Raw genomic sequence first — 20,946 nt, 5'->3', positions numbered from 1 at the left:
ATCATTAATTTGCAGTAGCAATAGTTGCTATGGCAACTATCTGTAAGAACCGGCCATTATCACCAAAACAATCTTACGTGGTTAAAGATAACATAAGCGTTCCTGTTTTGAAAGCCACCATCACGCACCGCGAGTCGGACCCCGCCTTCCAGGCACTCCTCCGCAAAGCGTATGGCCTTATGTGCACCGCGCGGCGCATGGCTGATCAATACGAAGCCAACCGCACCATCTGCAAATACGTGCACTCCACCTCCGCCGGCCACGAAGCCATCCAGATCGCAGCGGGCCTCCAGCTCAAACCTTGTGACTACGTCAGTCCTTACTACCGCGACGATGCCATGATGCTCGCCCTCGGTTTTTCTCCCTATACCCTCATGCTGCAGCTCCTCGCCAAAGGCCAAGACCCCTTCAGCGGTGGCCGCTCCTATTACTGCCACCCGAGCTCCCGCGATACCGATAAACCGATAATACCACACCAAAGCAGCGCCACCGGCATGCAGGTGATACCCACCACCGGTATGGCCCAGGGCGTCCAGTACCTCGAAATCGCCGGCCTCCTGGCCGACGATGAAAAGCCCGTGGTCCTCTGCTCGCTGGGCGACGGCAGCGTGACCGAAGGCGAAGTCAGCGAAGCCTTCCAGTTTGCCGCGCTCAAACAACTGCCCGTCATCTTCCTCGTGCAGGATAACGACTGGGGCATCAGCGTCAGCGCCCCCGAAGCACGCGCCATGGATGCCTACGAATATGCCGCCGGCTTCAAAGGCCTGGAGCGCATCCGGGTCGATGGCGCCGATTTCGAAGCCAGCTACCGCGCCATGGAATCCGCCATCGCTTTCGTTCGTGCAGAACGCAGGCCCATCCTCGTCCATGCCACGGTGCCGCTCCTCGGCCACCATACCTCCGGCGTCCGCCGCGAATGGTACCGCACGCCCGAAGACCTGGCCCGCCACCAGCAACGCGATCCTTTGCCGCGCCTGCGCAGCCAGATCGGCAGCGTCATCGAAGCCACCGATATCGAGCTGGACGCGCAACGCGAAGTGGAAGAAGCTTTTGCCGCGGCCGTCGCCAGTCCCGATCCGGATATTACGACGGTCCGCGATCACGTGTTCGCGCCCACGCCCGTTACGGAAGAAACCGGCGAGCGCCAGCCCGCAGGCGGCAGCAAAGTGGTGATGGTAGACGCTGCCTTGCATGCCATCGAGGAAATCATGGCCGCCCACCCGGAAGCCATTCTTTTTGGGCAGGACGTAGGACGCAGGCTGGGAGGGGTTTTCCGCGAAGCGGCCACGCTGGCGGAGAAGTTCGGAGACGAGCGCGTGTACAATACCGCCATCCAGGAAGCGTACATCATCGGCAGCACGGCCGGCCTTTCCGCCACCGGCGTAAAGCCCATCGTGGAAGTGCAGTTCGCCGATTACATATATCCCGGATTCAACCAGCTGGTAACGGAGCTGTCGAAAAGCTGTTATCTGTCTTGCGGGAAATTCCCCGTGCAGTCGCTCATCCGCGTACCCATCGGGGCTTACGGCGGCGGGGGGCCGTACCATTCCGGCAGCGTGGAAAGCACATTGCTCACCGTTAAAGGCATCAAGATCGTGTATCCTTCGAATGCGGCGGACCTGAAAGGATTGATGAAAGCCGCCTTCCTGGACCCCAACCCGGTTGTAATGCTGGAACACAAAGGGCTCTACTGGAGCAAGGTGCCGGGAACGCAGGATGCCATGACCATCGAGCCTTCGGCCGATTACATCCTCCCGCTGGGTAAAGGCCGCACCGTACAGGAAAGCGACGAAGGCATGACGGTCATCACCTACGGCATGGGCGTGTACTGGGCGAAAGCCGCCGCCGCGCAGTTCCCGGGCAAAGTGGAAATCATCGACCTGCGCACGCTGTTCCCGCTGGATGAAGCACTGGTATTCGCTTCCGTGAAAAAACTGGGCAAATGCCTGGTGCTGACGGAAGAGCAGCTCGGAAATTCCTTTGCGGAATCCCTGGCAGCCAGGATCTCCCGGCATTGCTTCCGCTATCTCGACGCGCCCGTTTTCACTTACGGCGCCCTCGACCTGCCGGCCGTTCCCCTCAATATGGAACTGGAAAAGCAAATGCTGCCCACGGCGGAGAAAGTCGCCGCACAGATCCGCGATATCCTCGCTTATTGATGGCAATACCGGAAATAAAAAAAAGGAGGTGGGAGCCTCCTTTGCAAGTCAAACATCTTCGCTGAACTATATTTTACCTTGCTATTCCGTTTTCAGGCTGACTGCGGGGTTCATAAGCGCCGACCGCAGCGAGGTGTATCCTACAGTGAGTACGGTTATGACGGCACTCAGGACGATGCTAATGGCATATGTTTCCGGGCCAATATCTATCCTGTAATGAAATCCTTCCAGCCAGTTGTTCATCAGCCACCAGGAAAGCGGCGCCGAAAGCAGGAAACCCGCAAACAGCATCCATGTGAACTCCCGCCCGAATAACCAAACGACCGACGGCACGCTGGCGCCAAGTACTTTCCGCACCCCGATTTCCTTCTTCTTCTGCACGGCCATGAAACTGATGAGCCCGTAAAGCCCCAGGCATCCGATGAGGACCGCTACAATTGCAAAAATCTCCACCAGCTGCATCAGCAGCGATTCAGCTTCGTACATGCCAGCTACATCTTCTTCCAGGAAACGGAAACGGTACATGTAATCCGGGAAAGTTTCGTTCCATATTTTATCTATTGCGGGCATCACCGTGGAAGCCTGCAGCATGTTCAGGCGGATGGCCAGTTCGTCAAACTCGCGGATATCGGTATATAAGCAAAGCGGTTCCACTTCGCTATGGAAGCTGTGGTTATGGAAATCTTTGAAAACACCGCGCACCGTGGTTTGCACATTGCTTACGCGGATAGGCTGCCCGATAATTTCATCAGGGCTGCGGGCGCCCAATTTGCGCATAAGCGTTTCGTTTACCAGCATCCCGTTGGCTGTATCGGACGCCGGCAGGTTGTGGCCGGCAACAAGCCTGATGCCGAATGTTTCTAGGTATTCCGCATCGGCATATTTGACGCTCACCTGCCAGTCTTCATCGTCGTCCCTGGCACCAAAACGCATGGCTGTAGCCCGGTTTGTAAATGAAATAGGCGCTGCCTGGCAAAACGAGGCCTGTTGTACGCCTGCCAGTTGCGTGATGCGGGTACGGAGCGTTTTGAGAACGGAGGGATCCTGGCCGGGGACGTTCACCAGCAGTATACCCTCTTTTTGCAAAGCTGTATCTCCCGTCATGGAATAATGCATCTGCCGGCCGATAATGATCGTACCCACGATCATGAACTGCATAATGGCGAATTGCAGGATGATGAGGGTTTTCCGCAGGGGAAAGCGGCCGGGGCGCTCAGGAGTGCCGTGGGCCCGCATGGCCAGGACCGGGCTCAGTTTCGCCTGGAGGATACCAGGGTAATAGCCTGCCAGGAATACTACCGTCAGCAGCAATATGCAGATGTAGATGAGAAGGGTGAAAACTGTTCTGCCATCAAGCGTAATATCGGTAAAGAGTGTTTTGTTGAGTTGCGGGATGGCCAGTGATACGATGGTTACGGCGATCGCCAGCGCTGCGGCAACAATGTAAAATGTCTCGGAAAGAAATTGAGAAAATATCTGCCGTTTCGTTCCGCCAAGCGCTTTCCGGACGCCGATCTCGCGGGTACGGCGGAGCGATTGGGCGGTGGAAAGATTGATGAAGTTGATGCAGGCCGTCAATACCAGGAATGCCCCCATCCAACCCAGCGACCACAAGTATTTCCGCTGGATTGAGCCGCTATACCGCGTATCGAAATGCAGGTCGCGGAGCGGTTGCATGTGGAAAAACATAAGATTATTTTCTTCCGGTTCGTATTTATTGATTACCTGCGGAAATGCGGCTTCAACAAGGTCGGGGCCAACGCCCGGTTTAAGTTTCACGTAACAGCGGATGGAACTGGCGATACTTCCCCAGCTGCTGTCGCTGGCCATGTAGGGACTTACGTCTTTATAGGCAGCATAGGAAAGGAACAGATCCGATGGGAGGTCTGTGTTGGCCGGCATGTTTTGGGCGATACCCCTGACGGTGAAGTCCTGGGAGTTAGCCAGGCGCAATTGTTTGCCGATGGGATCCTGGCCGGGGAATAATTTAGCGGCCATTTCTTCGGTGATGATGGCGCTGTAAGGTTCGCTGAGGGCTTGGTGCGCGTTGCCGGAGATGAGGGGGAAACGGAAGATGTCGAAGTAGGAGGGCTCTACATAAGATGCAGTGCCATTGAACTTATGTTTCTCTTTTCCTTGCTGTACCGTGATCAGGCGGCGGCCTAAAGAAATGCGCATCGCCACTTTTTCAAAGAATGTGTAATCGTTGCGGAGCGCTTTGCCGAGTGGTTGGGGAACGCCTTCATTAAAATCTTCCACGCCGCCGTACATCGTGCGGGAGCTGATGCGGAAGATGCGGTCGCTGCCGGGATGGAAGTTATCGAACCGGAGGTGGTAATTGATAAAAAGGAACAGCAGGATGGCGCAGGCGAGGCTGGCGCCGAGACCGGCGATGTTGATGATGGCGTAGGGCTTGTTGTTTTTCAGGCGCCGCCAGGCGGTCAATAACTGGATCTTCCACATACGTTGACGAATATGAGGAGGCGGTACGACATAAAAAAGGCCAATTTGTGCAGGTGTTGATTATCAATAGGTTGATGGATGCATGTTGTCCGGAATGGTACATGCGGATGTCCGGAAACGGACAGGAGGGGAAAAGAAAAAGGAGGCGCGGGGCCTCCTTTTCCGGAATGCTTTGCAGCAGGATTATTTGAGATGCTTGTTCACGATACCAGCCAGTTCAAACATGGATACCTGCTTTTTGCCATCAAAAATGGTTTGCAGTTTGGCATCGGCATTGATCATGCGTTTGTTTTTCGAGTCCTGCAGATCATTTTTCTTGATGTACTCCCAGATCTTTTTGGTGGCTTCAGTTCTGGGGAGTGCTGTGCTGCCAATTACGGCGGCGAGGTCTGCACTCGGGGTCAGCGGGGCCATGAAAGCCGCATTAGGTTTGCGGGCAGTTTTGGCGGCAGCCTTTTTGGGTGCAGCTGCTTTGGCAGCGGCTTTCTTGGGGGCGGCGGCTTTTGCCGTTGTGCTGGTTGCGGCCTTCTTTGCGGGCTGCTTCACCGATTTTGCCATGATACGCGATATTTAATGTGGTTAAAAAGGATTTGATAGCACTAATATAAACAGTCCAATCCTATCCTGGTTCACCTATTTCCATCAAAATCATGCCATTCCCCCCTGAAAAGCGAAATTTTTTGCCGGGAAGGGCTTTTTGCGGTTTGAAAAATGCAATTTTTCGTTTCCAAAGCGTAAAACCCCTCCCGCCCGGGCGCCCTACCTTTGCATCAGTTCCTCCAAAAGAACCATCACCTTTTAACTGACAATCAATGAACAAGCAAGTCTGGTTTGTAACCGGGGCCTCCAAAGGCCTGGGCCTTTCTTTGGCCAAAACCCTCATCAGCAAAGGCTATCGCGTAGCCGCCACTTCCCGCCGCCGCGAAGATCTCGTGTCCGCCATCGGCGAAACGTCCGCCCGGTTTCTCCCCATCGGCCTCGATATTCTTGACGAAACTGCGGTACAGCGGGCAATCACTGCCACGGTCGGCCATTTCGGCACAATCGGCGTCGTCGTGAACAACGCCGGCTACGGCCTCGTCGGCGCCGTCGAAGAATTGACAGACGCCGAAGCCCGCTCCAACTTCGATGTCAACGTATTCGGATCCCTCAACGTGATCCGCCAGGCGCTGCCGTTCCTGCGGAAACAGGGCAGCGGGCATATCTTCAATATCGCGTCCATCGGCGGTTTCACGGGCGCCTTCCCTGCTTTCGGGATTTATTGTGCCACCAAATTCGCCATGCACGGCTATTCCGAAGCCCTGGCGCAGGAAGTGAAACCCTTCGGCATCGGCGTCACCATCGTATCGCCCGGCTACTTCCGCACCGATTTCCTCGGCGGCTCGCTCGGCCTCCCGGCCACCGAAATGCCGGAATACGCGAACGTCCGCGCGATGCAAACCCTGCACCAGCAAGACTATAACGGCAACCAGCCCGGCGATCCCGCGAAGGCCGCGGAAGTAATGATCCGCATCCTGGAAGAACAAAAGGCACCGCTCCATCTCTTCCTCGGGGCCGACGCCAACCAGCTCGCCGAACAAAAACTGGCATCCCTCGCGCGGGAGATCGAAGCGCTGAAACCCCTCGCTGCCGCTACCGGTTTCGATAATTAATGTCTTTCCCAGGTGGGAAAAAAACAGCCGGCCCCAACGGAGCCGGCTGTTTTGATTTGTATGGCAAACTGATATTAACCGATAGCTTTGCCCATCACCGGGTCGGTAATGGTTTCTTTACCGCTTTCGGCACGCCCCGCGAAACGCTGTTCCCATCCGGCGAAACCCTCTGCCAGCACGCTGAAATCGTACCAGCCCTTGTGTTCGCTTTTGGTGACGATGATCTCTTTGCGGGCTCCGGGCGCGAGCGCAAAAGCATTGTCGTTCTTTCCGTATCCATGATCTTTCAATTTGATATGCACGGTTTGTGCACCCCGGTTTTGCAGCTGCAAAATGAGATTGCCCGTGGGCGTTTTCGCTTTGCCGGTGGTTTCGAACATGCCATCCACGCGAACGCCAGGGTCCTGCTGCGTTCCGCGGAATTCGCGGAAGAAGCCGTTGGGCCCGTGCAGGCGCAGCGCATATTTGCCGTTATCGAACTCCGCGAGCGGCCATGCGTAGGTAAACCGGTCGCCGGCTTTGGACGCGAAATGCCAGTTGCGGCAAACCTCGCCCGCGTAGCTTTCCGGCGCGTAAACAGTGAACGGCGATCCGGCGGAACGCTTGCCGAACAGCTGGTTGCCCGCGCCCATATTGATCACGAAAGCCTTGCTGGCGGCATCAAAATAGCCACTGGCGTACAATTCATACGGCAGGAATGTAGAAGGCCGCGTACCCGTTTCCTGTTTGGCGAGCGGATTCGCCAGTTCCGGCTGCGCGATCATTTTATCCAGCTCGCTGCCGCTGATCTCCCTGAAACCCGAAGGCAAATCTTTGAACTGCGCGCTGTAGATGGCTTCGATGAATTGTTTCTGCTCCAGGAAAGGCAGGCGCGACGAAGGCACGGCACCGGTTTCGCTGAACGCGGCCGTGAGGTCGCCGCAGATGGTGCGCCGCCATTCGCTGATATTGCCGCTGCGGATTTTCTTTTTGTATTTCTTCTCCACGAACGTTTCGAGGAACTGAAGGGTGGATGTGTGATCGAACACCTGCGAGCACACTTTGCCACCGCGGCTCCAGGGCGAAGCGATGAGCAAGGGAACCCTGTAACCCAGGCCTATCGGGGCTTCGCGGGCATGCTTTTGCGCAACGCCCTGTGCCAGTTCATTCGCCAGCCGCACGTGCTCGATTTCCGTGTCGATACCGGCGGATACTTTACCGGTCCCGGGTTTGTTGTTATCAGGAATGGAGAACGGCGGCACGTGATCGTAGTATCCGTCGTTCTCATCGTAGGTCACAATAAATATCGTTTTCTTCCAGACTTCAGGATTCTTCGTAAGGATGTCCATCACTTCCGACACATACCACGCGCCATACCAGGGCGCGCTGGGGTGATCGGAGAAATTCTGCGGGCTCGCCAGCCAGGATACCGCCGGCAGCTTGCCGCCTTCCACATCACTGCGGAACTGGTAGAACAGGTCGCCCGAAGGCACGGGCAGCGTGCGCTTTTTGCCGTTGTCGTCGTATTCCAGCTGCGAGAGTTTGCGGAATTGGGGATCGTTTTTGTTGATGACGAAGGCGCGGTGGAAAAGGTCTTTTTCTTTTTCCGACAACTGCGCGTAACGTTCTTTACCCCACCTGCCCATCTCTTCGGTGGCTTTGTCGAGCACTTCCTGTTTCTTTTTGATGGCGGCCTGGTTTTTCTTCGACACTTCTTCGGAAGAAGGGCTGGCCTCCGTGAGGGCGCGGATTTCGGCCGGCAGCTCGTCGATCTGCTTTTGCAGGTTCGTTACATACCGGTCGGAGAATTGTACGTTATAAACTTTAAAGAATTCGAGCAGGTTGCAGCCGAAGTTCGCCAGCCAGGAACGCTCTTCGCCCTGGAAGCCGCCACCGCAGGACAGATCGTTCTGATAGAATTTCCATTCCACGCCGGCTTTGGACAGCAGTTCGGGGAAAGTTTCCCATCCCAGTTTGCCGTAACTGTAATCGGTGTTGCGGATATGCGCTTTGGCGGCTCCGTTTTCCGGTACGGTGATTTTGCCGGTCCAGAAGAAGGATCGGTTGGGCGTGGTGCTGGTCATGGCCGAGCAGAAATTCTGGTCGCAGATGGTGAATGCGTCGGCCAGCGCGTAGTTGAAGGGAATGTCTTCCCGGGTGAAGTAGCCCAGGGTGAGGGGCATGCTCTTCCAGTCGGCTTTCCCGGATTGTTTGACGAGCAGCCACTGGTCGTATTTACCTTTGTTGTTGGCGTCTACCTGGTCGTGGCGCCCGTGGGGCAGCGCGCCCATCCAGGTGATGCGGCTGTCTTTCAGATCGAGGCGGAAAGGCGAATACGTTTTGCCTTCCTTGTCGGTCTGGAGCCAGACGGGTTTTTTATCGGGCAGTGTGATGGCGCGGGGATCGTTGAATCCGCGGACGCCCTGCAGGGTGCCGAAGCAGTGGTCGAACGAGCGGTTTTCCTGCATGAGGATCACGATATGCTCGGCATCGGCCCAGCTGGATCCCGGCGCGGGCTCGATGGCCAGGGCGCGCTGGATGGAAGCGGGCATGAAAGAGGAAAGGCCGGCGGCGCCGGAGAGGAGCATTGATTTCCGGAGAAATTCTCTTCTGTTGTCCATGTTGACGTGGTTTGAGGAGATATAGGCCGGTAAAATAGGAAAAAACATTTTTTAAGCATATTAAAATAATGTGAACGGAAATGAAACCTGAAAATGAAACATGCTTACCGTCCGGGGCTACTGACATCCTTCAGGCATCCTCCACGCGTCTCCAATGCTGGCTTAGGTTTGAAGGGCTTTGCCTGGAGGATGCTTGAAGGATTGCACTGCGGAAGAACGTCCGGGACTGCTGACATAGTGCTGACATCCTCCGTCCATTCTCCGAACATGTTCGCTCGTGGTGCGGGTTTGAAGGTGTTTGAACGGAGGATCGACGGAGGATCGACGGAGAATTTGCCGGTCGCCCCAGCTTTTACCGGTGGTGGCCCCAATACACCTGTCAGTCGCCCCAAAGTTTTAAAACGGGTATCGTTTCGAGTTACATTTGTAATGTTCGGGAAGGGAAGGAAAAGGCTTGCAGAATTACCGCGGGAATTTTTTTAACTTACGGCATCAGCAATCAACCACGACCACCAGGTTTCATTAGATAGACGACAGCATTCATTCGGGGTTAAGCATACGTTATGGATCAAGCTCCAGACATAATTTTGATAGACCGGCTGAAAGAGGGGGACGTTTCCGCATTCGACGCATTGTTCCTGAAATATTACAAGGTGCTTTGCGCTAACGCTTACTGGTTCCTGCAACAGGAACAGGAAGCGAAGGATCTGGTTCAGACTTTCTTCATGGACATATGGGACAAGAAGTTATATCTCCAGTTCAACGGGGATGTGAAAGGTTATTTACATATGGCCGTGAAGAACCGTTGCCTTAACCACCTGAAACGGCAAAAGATACGCGACGGCCACCAGGAGGCGTTTTCGAGCCTGCAGGACGAGAGCTGGCGGCCGGAACAGGAGAGCGCTGGCGGCGACTATTACCGGCAGCTGCAGTCTTCGCTGGAGCAGGTGACGGGCCAGAAGCGCATGGCGATTCATATGGTATATATGGAAGGCAAGCGCTACCAGGAGGCCGCCGACGAGATGGGGATCAGCGTCAATTCGTTCAAAACGCACCTGAAGCGGGGGCTGAAGCTCCTGCGGTCGGTGATTCATCAGAAAAAACCATAACTTGTTAACCGTATCATGGAATACCAGGATCACATATTTCAATTATACATGCACAAACTCTCCGGCGATCTGACACCGGAAGAGGAAGCCGGGATCGAGCGGCAGCTGGAGGAGGATCCTGCTTTCCGCGAAGCCTGGGAGGCCCTCGCGGCCGACGCGCGCTCGCAACGTACGGCGGTATACGTGAAAGCCGTGGCGCCGGAATCGGGGCTCGACGAAATGAAGCAGCGCCGCCGGCCGAAAAGCCGCCTCCGCGCCTGGGCCCCTTACGCCGCAGCTGCCATACTGCTCGGCGCGGGCGCATGGTTCGCCTGGCAATCCAGCACCACCACATCAACCGAAATAGCACAAACCGCCACCGCGCCCATGCCCGGCGTCAGCCTCACCATGGCCAACGGCAAAACGGTCCATTTCCATCCCGACAGCGCCGCACAAACGGTGGCCCTCGGCGGATCGACCCTCCGTTCAGCAAACGGCACGCTCGACTACGAAAGCCAGGACACCTCGGTGACCGTGCTCAACGTGCCAGCCGGCGGCACCTACCGCCTGGTATTATCAGATGGTACCGAAGTAAGGCTCAACGCTTCGTCCCGCCTGCATTTTCCCTTCCATTTCGGCGCCACCGCGCGCGAGGTGACGGTGGAAGGCGAAGCCTACTTCCGCGTAGCGAAAGAAGCCAAACGGCCATTTATCGTGCATACGCGTCAGTCCGATGTGCAGGTGCTGGGCACCTCCTTCAATATAAATACCTACACACCCGGCAGCGATAAAACCGCGCTGGTGGAAGGGAGTGTGCTGCTCAGGGCGCACAACGGCCGCCAGCTCACGCTGGCGCCGGGGCAGCAGGGAGAAAGCACCGGCACAGGGCTCCAGGCATCGGCGTTCGATGCCGACGAAGTGCTGAGCTGGATGAACGGCATCCGTTATTACCACAACGCCTCCGTTCCCGACCTGCTGGAAGAAGCGTCCCGGTTTTACGGGCTGGCGTTTGAATCTGCGTCCGGGAAATTCAGCGGCGTGAAGGTGACGGGCCTTATGGACCGGGAGCGCCTGCAGGAATTCCTCAACGACCTGGCTACCACCAGCGGCGGCGACGTCGATTATAACGGGCACACCATCCGCCTGCACTGATCCATTCTTCTTTCCCCCGAGAAAAAAAAATTCTGCCTGCTGTCACCCGTTTTGCGAAAGCGGGTGTAGTTATGTTGATTTGATATCAACCAAACCAATTTTTTCCACATGAGAAAATGTATGCGCAATTGCCGCCTGGCAGTGCGATCCCTGGTGATTGTATGTCTGCTTTTTTCCACGTTCATCCCCGCTTCCGCGCAGGTCCAGAACCCTGCCCTGCAAAAGGCGGTGACTGTTTCGGGGAATAACATGACCATCCTCCAGGTGTTCCGCTCCATTAAAAAACAAACCGGCTTCACGCTGGTGTACAGCAATCAACTGTTGAACGACAATGAAAGGCTGAACCTGAATTTCCGGAATGCGAAACTGGAAGAAGTGCTGGATGCTGTGCTGAAAGGGCGCAATATCGTGTACCAGGTGCGCAGCAACCGCATCGTGCTTGAGCGTAAACCGGCTGCGCCTGTAGCGAAGCCGGCAGCGCCGCAGGAAGAAGGCGCCAAAGAATCCACCGTGCGCGGGCAGGTGATGGACCCTGCAGGGACCCCGCTGCCCGGGGCCACGGTGGCCGTGGTGGGTACTTCGCGCGGCGTAGCCACCGACGAGATGGGCGTGTTCAGCATCGCCATCTCCGAAGGGCAGACGCTCCGCATCGCCATGATCGGGATGAACCCCACCGAGATCCCTTTTGCCGGGCAGCGTACCCTCAAAGTGACGCTCACCGAAAAAGTGGACAAGCTCAATGAAGTGGTGATCGTTGGTTTTGGTACACAGAAAAAAGTAACCGTAACAGGTTCCGTTGCTTCCGTGAACATGCAGGACATGCGCACGCCGGTGATCAGTCTTACCAACGCCCTCGCCGGCAAAGTAGCCGGTGTGATCAGCATGCAAAGCGGCGGCGGCGAACCGGGGTACGACAACCCTACTTTCACCCTCCGCGGAGTTGGCACCTTCCAGGGGAGCGTGAGCCCCCTCATTATCGTTGACGGGGTGCAGCGGCAGGATGTAAACTCCACCTACGGCGGGGCATTCAACAACATCGACCCCGAAGATATTCAAAGCATCACCCTGCTGAAAGACGCGTCCGCTACCGCGGTGTACGGCGCCAAAGGCGCGAACGGCGTACTGATCATCACCACCAAGCGCGGCGTGGCCGGCAAGCCGAAAGTTTCCGCCAAAGCGGAAGCCGGCGTTACCGGGCTCACCAAACTCCCCAAAATGGTCGACGGTGTGACGTACATGCAGTTATATAACGAAGCCCGCAGGAACAACGGCGAATCCGAAACCTATACCGAAGAACGTATTGCCAAAACCGCCAGCGGCCTCGATCCTTACCTCTACCCGAACGTTAACTGGATGGACCAGATCTATAAAGACTGGACGCCTATGACCAACGCCAACGTCAACGTTTCCGGCGGCGGCGAGGCCATGCGGTATTATGTTTCCATGTCTTTCTACAACCAGGACGGGCAGTATAACGTAACGAAAGTAAACGGGTACAACCCCAACCTGAATTTCAAGCGGTATGATTTCCGCAGTAATGTGGACCTCAATGTGACCAAATCCACTACTTTATCCCTGAACCTCGCGGCGATGCTGGTGAACAGCCGCTTCCCGGGGGCTTCCGCCAGGGATATCTGGTATAATACCTACGCCACCAACCCCATCGCTTTCCCGGTATCGTTTCCCGGCAATGTGTGGGCCGGGCCTTCGAATACCGGCGGCGTGAACCCGTTCAACGTGGTGCAGAACCAGGGGTATTCGACGGAGTTCAAACCTTCCGTGCAGTCGGTGCTTTCCATCAACCAGAACCTGGATGCGATCACGAAGGGATTGTCGGCTACCGCACGGTTTTCGTTTGATTCTTATGGTGAATTCGGCACGGTGCGCCGCGGGCTGAACGATTTGTTCCTGGCCGACCGCCGCGATGGCGACGGCAACCTCGTACTGCGGCAGACCCGTTTCGGGGAGAAGAACCTCGGGTTCTACACCACTTCTTCCGGGGAAAGAATGATGTACCTGGAAGGGAATATCAGCTACGACAGAACGTTCGGCGATCATAGCTTCGGCGGTTTGATCGTAGGCGCGATCCGCAACCGGCAACAAGGCAGTGCAACGGATCTGAAATGGTCGATCCCTTTCCGTAACCAGAACGCGGCCGCCCGTGTAACTTACGGTTATAAAGACAAATACCTGTTGGAAGGCAACTTCGGCGCCACCGGTTCCGAGAACTTCCAGAAAGGCGAGCGCTGGGGCTTCTTCCCGGCAGTTTCCGCGGGTTGGGTGATTTCCAAAGAAGATTTCATGACCAGCCTGCCGGCTTTTTCCCTGTTGAAGGTACGCTTCTCGATCGGGAACACCGGTAACGACGCCATTGACGATGACCGTTTCGGATACCTTACTTACCTCAGCAATGGCCAGAAGGGAATATCATTTGGTACGTCGCCCACGAACTACCCCGGTACTTCCGTAACGGTTTTCGGAACGGAAGGGCTGACCTGGGAAACTTCCACCAAAACGAACCTCGGCCTCGATATCGGGCTGTGGGATAAGCTGAACATCACATTCGATCTGTTCAAAGACCGCCGCCGCCAGATCCTCATCCAGCGCGGGTCCATTTCCTCGATCGGAGGTTATGACGATTACGCGATCTTCGCGAACCTCGGCGAAATGGAGAACAAAGGTTTCGACGGCAGCATCGAATACAATACCAATATCGGGAAAGACGTTTCGCTGCGCCTCTTTGGGAATATCACCTACGCCCGTAACCGCATCCTCGAAGCCGACAGGCCTACCGCTATTTTCCCTTACCAATCATTCGAAGGATCGAAATTCGGCGAATACTGGGGCTACCGCAACGAGGGGCTTTTCAGGGATGACGCGGACGTGGCCCGCAGCCCTGAACAACTGCGCCCCATGCAACCCGGCGATATCAAATTCAAAGACATGAACGGCGACGGCAGGGTAGATGCGAACGACATCAGCGCACTCGGCAAATCATCCTTCCCGGCATGGTCATATGGTTACGGCTTTAACCTGGGATATAGAAGATGGGAACTGTCGGCCCTGTTTGCCGGTGTTTCCGATGTAGCGATCATGGCGAACGGTTCGGTAATTAACCTGGAGAACGGCGCCGCGGTTGGCGTGGGCATCGTGCCTTTCGCCGGTATCGGCCTCTATCCCGCCAGTGTGCTGGCGAACGTAGAAGACCGCTGGACGAAGGAGAATCCCCGCCAGGATGCCTGGTATCCCCGCCTCACCATCACCAACTCCGGCGACAATAACTACGTAGACAGCGACTGGTGGCTGAAAGACGGCAGCTTTATGCGCCTCAAGCAGGCTTCGCTGTCGTATAACATCATTACGTCCGCCCAGCGTGTGAAAGGTATCAACAGCCTGGCAGTGTATGCGAACGGCACCAACCTGCTGACCTTCTCCAAATTCAAACTCTGGGATCCTGAACTGGGCTCCAACGCCGCCAGGTATCCTTTTTCCAGGACAATCACCCTCGGGCTGAGGGCGCAATTCTAACCGCTACAACGATCCGATATGATCAAGAGAATATTTTTTCCGCTGCTGGCCATTTGCTTCGCGTCTTGTACGAAATACCTCGACAAGCAGCCCGATAACCTGTTGACCGATGAAATGGTGTGGCAGACGAAGACGGGTGCCGAGGGTTATCTGTACAATACCTACGGCCACATTTACCTGCACGACGGCGGCGATTTCGCTACGATGGGCGCTGCCGACGAGTCTTCCGTATCCATCGGCACCACCAACGTGCGCCAGATGGTGGCCGGCAACTGGAGCCCGGGCGCCGCTTACTTCAACTATTGGGGTAACATGTACACCGGTATCCGCAAAACGTTCGTATTTGAAAATAACATTGACAAGGTGCCGTCGCACCAGATGAGCGACGATCTGAAGACGCAGTATAAATCCGAAGTGCGTTTTCTGCGCGGGTATTATTATTTCTACCTGCTCCGCCAGTTCGGTCCGTTCGTGATTGTAACGGGTGAGATGAGCCGGAACGATAATTACGACAAGTATCCCCGCAATTCTTTCGAGGAGTGCGCCGCGCATATAGCGGAGCTGATGGATGCCGCTGCGCCCGGATTGCCGGCGCGGTGGGAATCGGCGGCGAATAACGGCCGGCCCACCAAAGGCGCTTGCCTGACCATCAAGGCGAAAGTTGCGCAGCTGGCGGCGAGCGAGCTCTGGAATGGAAATCCTGCTTTCGCCGGATTCAAGAACCAGGACGGCAAGCCCCTCGCGCCGCTCAACAAAGATCCGGAGCGCTGGCGCATCGCAGCCGAAGCCGCGAAAGCCGTGATCGACCTGGGCGCTTACAAGTTGTTCACGAACCTCGACAATGGCGGCACCTCGTTCAATCCTTATGAGTCGGTGCGCGATGTGCATACCACGGCCTGGAACGACGAGATCATTTTCGGTGTGGTGAATTGGAACCGCTGGGGTTTCACCAAATGTGTTTCCCCGGCTCCTGGCGGCTATGCGATGTATTGCGCCACCCAGAACCTGGTGGATGCATTTGCCATGAAAAATGGCCGTACGATCAGCGATCCGGCCTCCGATTACCAGGAAACCGGTTTTGCCGGCGCCGCGCAGGCGGAAAGCTGGGGGCATCGGTCAGGGGAGTGGAACATGTATGCCAACCGCGAGCCCCGTTTCTACGCTTTCATCAATTACAACCGCAGGCCCGTTGTGCCGGCGCGTACTACGGATGAGCGCAACCTGTATTCTTCCTCCGGCAACCAGGACGGAACAGGGCGTGTGGAGTTTTATTATACAGGGGCGTCCGGCCAGCGCTGGGCGGGCAGCAATAACCTGACAGGGTACCTGGTGCAGAAGCGCGTCAGCGCTACCAGCAGCATCTACTGGGACCAGGTGCCGCACTTCGCGCCGTTTATCTTCTTCCGGTATGCGGAAATTATGCTCGACTACGCCGAAGCACTGAACGAATACCAGCCTTCCAACCCTGATATCGTGAAATACCTCAACCTGGTGCGCGAGCGTGCCGGCCTGCCGGGCATCGAAACAGTGTATCCCGGCGCCGTGGGCAACAAAGACGAAATGCGCAAACATATCCTCCGCGAACGCCAGGTAGAGCTCTGCTTCGAAGGTGACCGCTACTGGACGCTGAACCGCCGCCTCCTCGCAGGCAAACCGGAAAATACCGCCATCTACGGGATGGATGTAAACGCCGACGACGGCGGGCAGGGCTTCTCCTTCACCGGTTTCTACACGCGGAAGCTCTATCAGCAGCGTTACTGGAGAGATAAAATGTATCTCTTCCCTATCGCACAAAACGATATGGAGCGCGCCCGGGCGCTGGTGCAAAATCCCGGTTGGTAAATCATTGATCTGAACATTCAACGCAAATAATTATGTTGAAAGCATTCACACGATATATGCTGGCCGCCGCCATGTTGCTGACGGCCTGCGAAAAGGACGAGGCCAAACACGAACCCGGCGTGCCCATGACGATGTCGGGCTTCCTGCCGGCAACGGGCGGGCATGGCACATCCATCCTCATCAACGGTTCCAATTTCAGTAACGATACGGCAGACGTGGAAGTGACCGTCAACGGTAAAAAGCTCCGCGTCATCGGCAGCAGTCTCAACCAAATCATGGCGGTGGTGCCGAAAAGATGCGGTTCCGGAAAGGTAACCGTGAAGATCGCCGGGAAGGAAGTGGCCAGCAGCGCAGATTTCAATTACATCTTCACCCGTACCGTTACCACTTTCGCGGGTAACGGCACGGCTGGTTACGCCAATGGCAAAGGCGAAGACGCCATGTTCAATTTCAATGGCGTGGACTGGTACCGCGGCGGCGGCATCGCTATCGATAAATCCGGCAACGTGTATGTGACCGATGTGGGCAATTATTGTATCCGGAAGATCGATCCCGAGGGCGTGGTGACCACTTTTGCCGGCACCAATTCCCAGGGAGATGCGGATGGCACCGGGCAGGCGGCACGCTTCAACCTGCTGTACGGGCTGGCCATTGATAAAGACGGCAACCTCTTTACCGCAGATCCCGGCTCCTGGAAGATCAAGAAAGTGACACCGCTCGGCGTGGTCACTACTTATCTCACCGCCGCAACGGCACCCTGGCTGGTAACTGTCAACAAACAGACCAATGAACTGTATTACACCACCTGCGACTGGAATGGCGGGATTTACCGTGTGCCTTCGCAGGGCGTGCAGTCAACCATCCTGGAGCCGCTGAGTTATCCCGCGGGCCTTGCGTTCGACAGCAAGGGGGATCTCTTCTTCGCCAGCGCCGGCGAGCATGCGATCTACAAATTAACGAAGGACACCTGGGCCATGAGCCTCTTCGCGGGTACCAAAGGAGCGCCGGGTTATGCAAACGGCGCCGCCGCGGAGGCGAAATTCGCGAACCCGTATGGTATTTCCATCGACGCCGATGATAATATCCTGGTAGCCGGAAACGGCACCTGGAACGGGATCGATAACGCCGACCAAAGCATCCGTTTAGTTGACGGAACAACCGGCGCCGTGAGTACTTACGCCGGCAGCAACAACTACGGGTACATGGACGCCATCAACGAAAGCGCATCGTTCCGCGGCCCGCTGGGCGTGGCAGCCGGCGATAACGGCGTATCCTACGTGATCGACAAGAACAATAACCGGATCAGGAAGATCGTATCTGAATAATATAAAGTATGAAAAGGATGATCGTAAACGGAATCATGATGCTCACACTGCTCGCCGCGGCCGCCTGCGGAAAGAGCGGCGGGGGCGGGGACGAAAGCCCGAAACCCCAGGAGGTACGCACGATTTACGTGTCTGCCACCGGCAACGACAATGCACCCGGCACCCGCGAGGCGCCGATGGGCCGCATCAACGACGCACTGAAGAAAGCCCTTCCGGGCGATACCGTGATGGTGCGCGCAGGGAAATATTATGAAAAGGTGCGCTTTCCGCGCAGCGGCAGCGAAGGCAAATACATCACCCTAAAAGCCTATCCCGGCGAGCATCCGGTGATCGACGGCGAAGGGCAGACGGTTGCCGGGAAGGAACAGCTCGTGCTCATCCGCGCTGTCAGCTATGTGGTGCTGGAAGGGTTCGATATCTGCAGGCTGCGGAGCTCCACGCCCTGGGCGAACGTCAACGGTGTGGTGGCGGACGAAGGATCGGGGAATTTCATCATCCGCCGGAACCATATCTACAACATCGAACATAATGTGGATAAAGATCTGGGCCGCAGCGGGCACGCCATCGAAGTGCTCGGCAATACCGCCATCGCCATGAAAAACGTACTGGTGGAAGATAACGAGATCCACGACTGCAACACCGGCTACAGCGAAAACCTGACCATCAACGGGTATGTAGACGGGTTTGTCGTGCGCCGCAACAAGATCTACAACGCGGAAAACATCGGGATCGATGCGGCCGGCGGTTATGCTGCCAATACCGTTCCCGAATATAATTACGCCCGCAACGGCGTCATCTCCGAAAACATCCTTTACAATATCGATATGACCACGGGGCCGGTTGGCGTTGTACATGGCCATGGTGCGATCGGGATTTATGTGGACGGCGCACGCAACATCACCGTAGAGCGCAACCGCATTTACGATTGCGACCGCGGCATCGGTGTGGTGAGCGAAACGGATGCCTATCCCACCAGCGATTGCATCGTCCGCAACAACATCGTGACGGGCAGCCAGCGCGTAGGGATTTATATGGGAGGATATCTGAACTATACCGGCGGCGGTTCCCGCAGATGCTACGTAATCAATAACACCCTGGTGGCCAACAACCGCAGCAGGGGCGCCTATGGCGAAATTGAAGGGGAGCTCCGGATGACGGAGCATTGCTTCGACAATGTGGTCCGCAATAACCTGGTGGTGGCAGGGCCCGACGATCTGTTTTTCCACAAGTACACCGGCACCGGCAGCGGCAATGTGATCGACAACAATTTGTATTTCGCGCCATCGTCGCCCGCCGGGTGGATCTGGAACACGATCAACGGTCCGGCCATTACGGACTTCTCCGCCTGGAAAACCGCTTCGGGCGTAGATGCGGCGAGCCTGCACGGGCAGGATCCCCTGCTGCCGGCAGACTTCCGTATTCCCGCGAATTCGCCCGCTAAAAACGCAGGTTTTGCCCTGCCGGCGGATAAAGCGGGTGAGCTGGACTTCTATGGCCAACCGCGCACCGTCAACGGGAAAGTGAGCATCGGCGCGGTACAATAAAATTTACATCAGGAAAGGGAGGACGGCTCCGATGCCTACTATCCCGCCCAATATGCTGGCAAAGGCATCCATTACATCGTAGTGGCCTTTGCCAGTTACTTTTGAGAACAGTTCAAAGCCATAGCTGATGCCGACAACAGGCAGCAGGGCGAGTGCGGCGGCTTTGATGGGAGCGGAGGGTATCATGTAGGCGCAAAACCCGAGGAGCACGGCGCCCATGGGGATGCCTACAAGGAAATGTTTCCATTTATCCGGAGCGATCTTCATGGCTGTAAGCTACGTAAAATCGGCGGGCTTGCAACTATGGCGCCGGGGCAGTAATTTGACGGGGCATTTTAAAAATTCCATATGAAACAATTACTGTTGGCCGCCGCGCTGCTCAGCTCCATGTTCGTGCGCGCCGCCTCGCCCGAGATTTACGAAATCCGCATCTATCATTTCAAAACAATGGCCCAGCTGCAGCGCGTGAGCGATTATCTGCGAACGGCGCATCTGCCGGCGCTTCACAGGCAGGGCATCAAGGCGGTGGGCGTATTTCAGCCCATCGTGCAAGACACGGCTGACCTGCGTATCTATGTTTTCGTGCCTTACAAATCCTTCGGACACTTCAGCCAGCTGCAGGTGCGCCTGGGCCGTGATGCGCAATTGCAGGCGGCAGGAAAGGATTACATTGACGCTCCTCACGACCAGGCGCCCTACGCCCGGATGGAGACGATCCTGCTGCAGGCGTTTTCCGGGATGCCCGTGATGGAGCTGCCGAAGCTGACGGGCCCCAAAAGCGCGCGGGTGTACGAACTGCGCAGTTACGAAAGCCCCACGGAAAAGTATTACCACAACAAAGTGAAGATGTTCAATGCCGGCGATGAGATCGGGATTTTCCGCAAATTGAATTTTAATGCTGTGTTTTATGGCGAAGTATTGGCGGGGGCGCGCATGCCGAACCTCATGTACCTGACCACCTTCGTCAGCCAGGAAGACCGCGACGCGCATTGGAAGGCGTTTTCGGCGGATGCGGACTGGAAGAAATTGTCGGCCGAAGAAGAATACAAGAACAACGTATCGAAGAATGAGAAGTTTTTCCTCCGCCCGATGGAGTATTCCGATATTTGATCGTATTCATGGTAAAAGTAGAGCTCCGCTGCGGCGGGGCTTTTTTTATGCGCCGAAACCGGCGGGTAACGGTCTTCGGGTGGTTGACTGTCAATACAGTGAACCCGTGTCCATGTTGAGGTATCATTACGACAAGCATATCATGTTTTGGGCCTGTTGCGCAGGGCTTTTCCTGTTCGGCATGGCGTTGGCGCTGCCGGCCGCGGTAGCGCTGGACCTGCGGCTGCATTACGGCCTGGATGCTGAAGCGGCGGCGGGGTTGTGGTCCCGGATGCCTTTGGGCTTGCTGGCGGGGTCGTTGATGTTTGGTCCGCTGAGTGTCGGTGTGGGATATCGTTTCGTGATGGTGGTGGCGGCGCTGGGTATGTTCGCCGGATTCCGCGGTGTAGCGTTTGCCGGGGAGATATGGGCGTTGGAGGGATGGATGTTTTGCCTGGGGGCGAGTGGCGGGATGATGAACGGGGCGGCCAATGCATTGGTGGC

At 56.3% G+C, this 20,946-nt stretch carries 14 protein-coding genes; 10 read left to right on the top strand and 4 right to left on the bottom strand.

Annotated elements, in window-relative coordinates:
- The first annotated feature begins 77 nt into the window (after positions 1 to 77).
- Positions 78 to 2,159 (top strand): thiamine pyrophosphate-dependent enzyme, encoded by a 2,082-nt coding sequence (locus Q0510_RS23425; RefSeq protein WP_298717258.1) that lies wholly within the window; start codon positions 78 to 80, stop codon positions 2,157 to 2,159.
- An 81-nt stretch (positions 2,160 to 2,240) separates the two neighbouring features.
- On the opposite strand, the gene Q0510_RS23420 is transcribed toward Q0510_RS23425, so the two are convergent.
- Both Q0510_RS23420 and Q0510_RS23415 read right to left on the bottom strand, forming a co-directional pair.
- Complete coding sequence (locus Q0510_RS23420; RefSeq protein WP_298717255.1) at positions 2,241 to 4,622, bottom strand: ABC transporter permease; 2,382 nt, start codon at positions 4,620 to 4,622, stop codon at positions 2,241 to 2,243.
- Positions 4,623 to 4,805: 183 nt separating this feature from the next.
- The gene (locus tag Q0510_RS23415) at positions 4,806 to 5,180 is read right to left on the bottom strand and encodes an SWIB/MDM2 domain-containing protein (protein ID WP_298717252.1); all 375 of its coding nucleotides are present in this window, start codon (positions 5,178 to 5,180) and stop codon (positions 4,806 to 4,808) included.
- A 254-nt stretch (positions 5,181 to 5,434) separates the two neighbouring features.
- Between Q0510_RS23415 and Q0510_RS23410 the strand changes: the two genes are divergently transcribed.
- Positions 5,435 to 6,274 carry an SDR family NAD(P)-dependent oxidoreductase gene (locus tag Q0510_RS23410; RefSeq protein WP_298717250.1) on the top strand — a complete coding sequence of 280 codons (840 nt, stop codon included), beginning with the start codon at positions 5,435 to 5,437 and terminating at the stop codon, positions 6,272 to 6,274.
- Positions 6,275 to 6,348: 74 nt separating this feature from the next.
- On the opposite strand, the gene Q0510_RS23405 is transcribed toward Q0510_RS23410, so the two are convergent.
- Positions 6,349 to 8,874, bottom strand: coding sequence for a phosphocholine-specific phospholipase C (locus Q0510_RS23405; protein WP_298717247.1), 2,526 nt, complete (start codon positions 8,872 to 8,874; stop codon positions 6,349 to 6,351).
- A gap of 563 nt (positions 8,875 to 9,437) precedes the next feature.
- On the opposite strand from Q0510_RS23405, the gene Q0510_RS23400 reads away from it, so the two are divergent.
- From Q0510_RS23400 to Q0510_RS23375, 6 genes are all read left to right on the top strand, one after another.
- A complete protein-coding gene (locus Q0510_RS23400) occupies positions 9,438 to 9,983 on the top strand; it encodes a sigma-70 family RNA polymerase sigma factor (RefSeq protein WP_298717244.1) in 546 nt (181 codons plus the stop codon).
- Positions 9,984 to 10,031: 48 nt separating this feature from the next.
- Positions 10,032 to 11,114: a FecR domain-containing protein gene (locus tag Q0510_RS23395; RefSeq protein WP_298717241.1), complete on the top strand. Its 1,083-nt coding sequence runs from the start codon at positions 10,032 to 10,034 to the stop codon at positions 11,112 to 11,114.
- 108 nt (positions 11,115 to 11,222) lie between these two features.
- Positions 11,223 to 14,642 carry a TonB-dependent receptor gene (locus Q0510_RS23390; protein ID WP_298717238.1) on the top strand — a complete coding sequence of 1,140 codons (3,420 nt, stop codon included), beginning with the start codon at positions 11,223 to 11,225 and terminating at the stop codon, positions 14,640 to 14,642.
- 18 nt (positions 14,643 to 14,660) lie between these two features.
- A complete protein-coding gene (locus Q0510_RS23385; protein ID WP_298717235.1) occupies positions 14,661 to 16,484 on the top strand; it encodes a RagB/SusD family nutrient uptake outer membrane protein in 1,824 nt (607 codons plus the stop codon).
- A gap of 32 nt (positions 16,485 to 16,516) precedes the next feature.
- Positions 16,517 to 17,809 (top strand): IPT/TIG domain-containing protein, encoded by a 1,293-nt coding sequence (locus Q0510_RS23380; protein WP_298717232.1) that lies wholly within the window; start codon positions 16,517 to 16,519, stop codon positions 17,807 to 17,809.
- An 8-nt stretch (positions 17,810 to 17,817) separates the two neighbouring features.
- Positions 17,818 to 19,353 (top strand): right-handed parallel beta-helix repeat-containing protein, encoded by a 1,536-nt coding sequence (locus tag Q0510_RS23375; protein WP_298717229.1) that lies wholly within the window; start codon positions 17,818 to 17,820, stop codon positions 19,351 to 19,353.
- A gap of 3 nt (positions 19,354 to 19,356) precedes the next feature.
- Here the strand turns inward: Q0510_RS23375 and Q0510_RS23370 are convergent, their stop codons facing one another.
- Positions 19,357 to 19,620, bottom strand: a complete 264-nt coding sequence (locus Q0510_RS23370) for a hypothetical protein (protein WP_298717225.1) — start codon at positions 19,618 to 19,620, stop codon at positions 19,357 to 19,359.
- Positions 19,621 to 19,701: 81 nt separating this feature from the next.
- On the opposite strand from Q0510_RS23370, the gene Q0510_RS23365 reads away from it, so the two are divergent.
- Both Q0510_RS23365 and Q0510_RS23360 read left to right on the top strand, forming a co-directional pair.
- Positions 19,702 to 20,463 carry an NIPSNAP family protein gene (locus Q0510_RS23365; RefSeq protein WP_298717221.1) on the top strand — a complete coding sequence of 254 codons (762 nt, stop codon included), beginning with the start codon at positions 19,702 to 19,704 and terminating at the stop codon, positions 20,461 to 20,463.
- Between the two features lie 112 nt (positions 20,464 to 20,575).
- The coding region (locus Q0510_RS23360; protein ID WP_298717218.1) for a hypothetical protein at positions 20,576 to 20,946 on the top strand (371 nt) is incomplete at its 3' end.

This window comes from uncultured Chitinophaga sp., assembly GCF_937874145.1.
Taxonomy (GTDB): domain Bacteria; phylum Bacteroidota; class Bacteroidia; order Chitinophagales; family Chitinophagaceae; genus Chitinophaga.
Note: the sequence above shows the minus strand (reverse complement) of the source record. Positions and strands in the feature narration are given on the sequence as shown.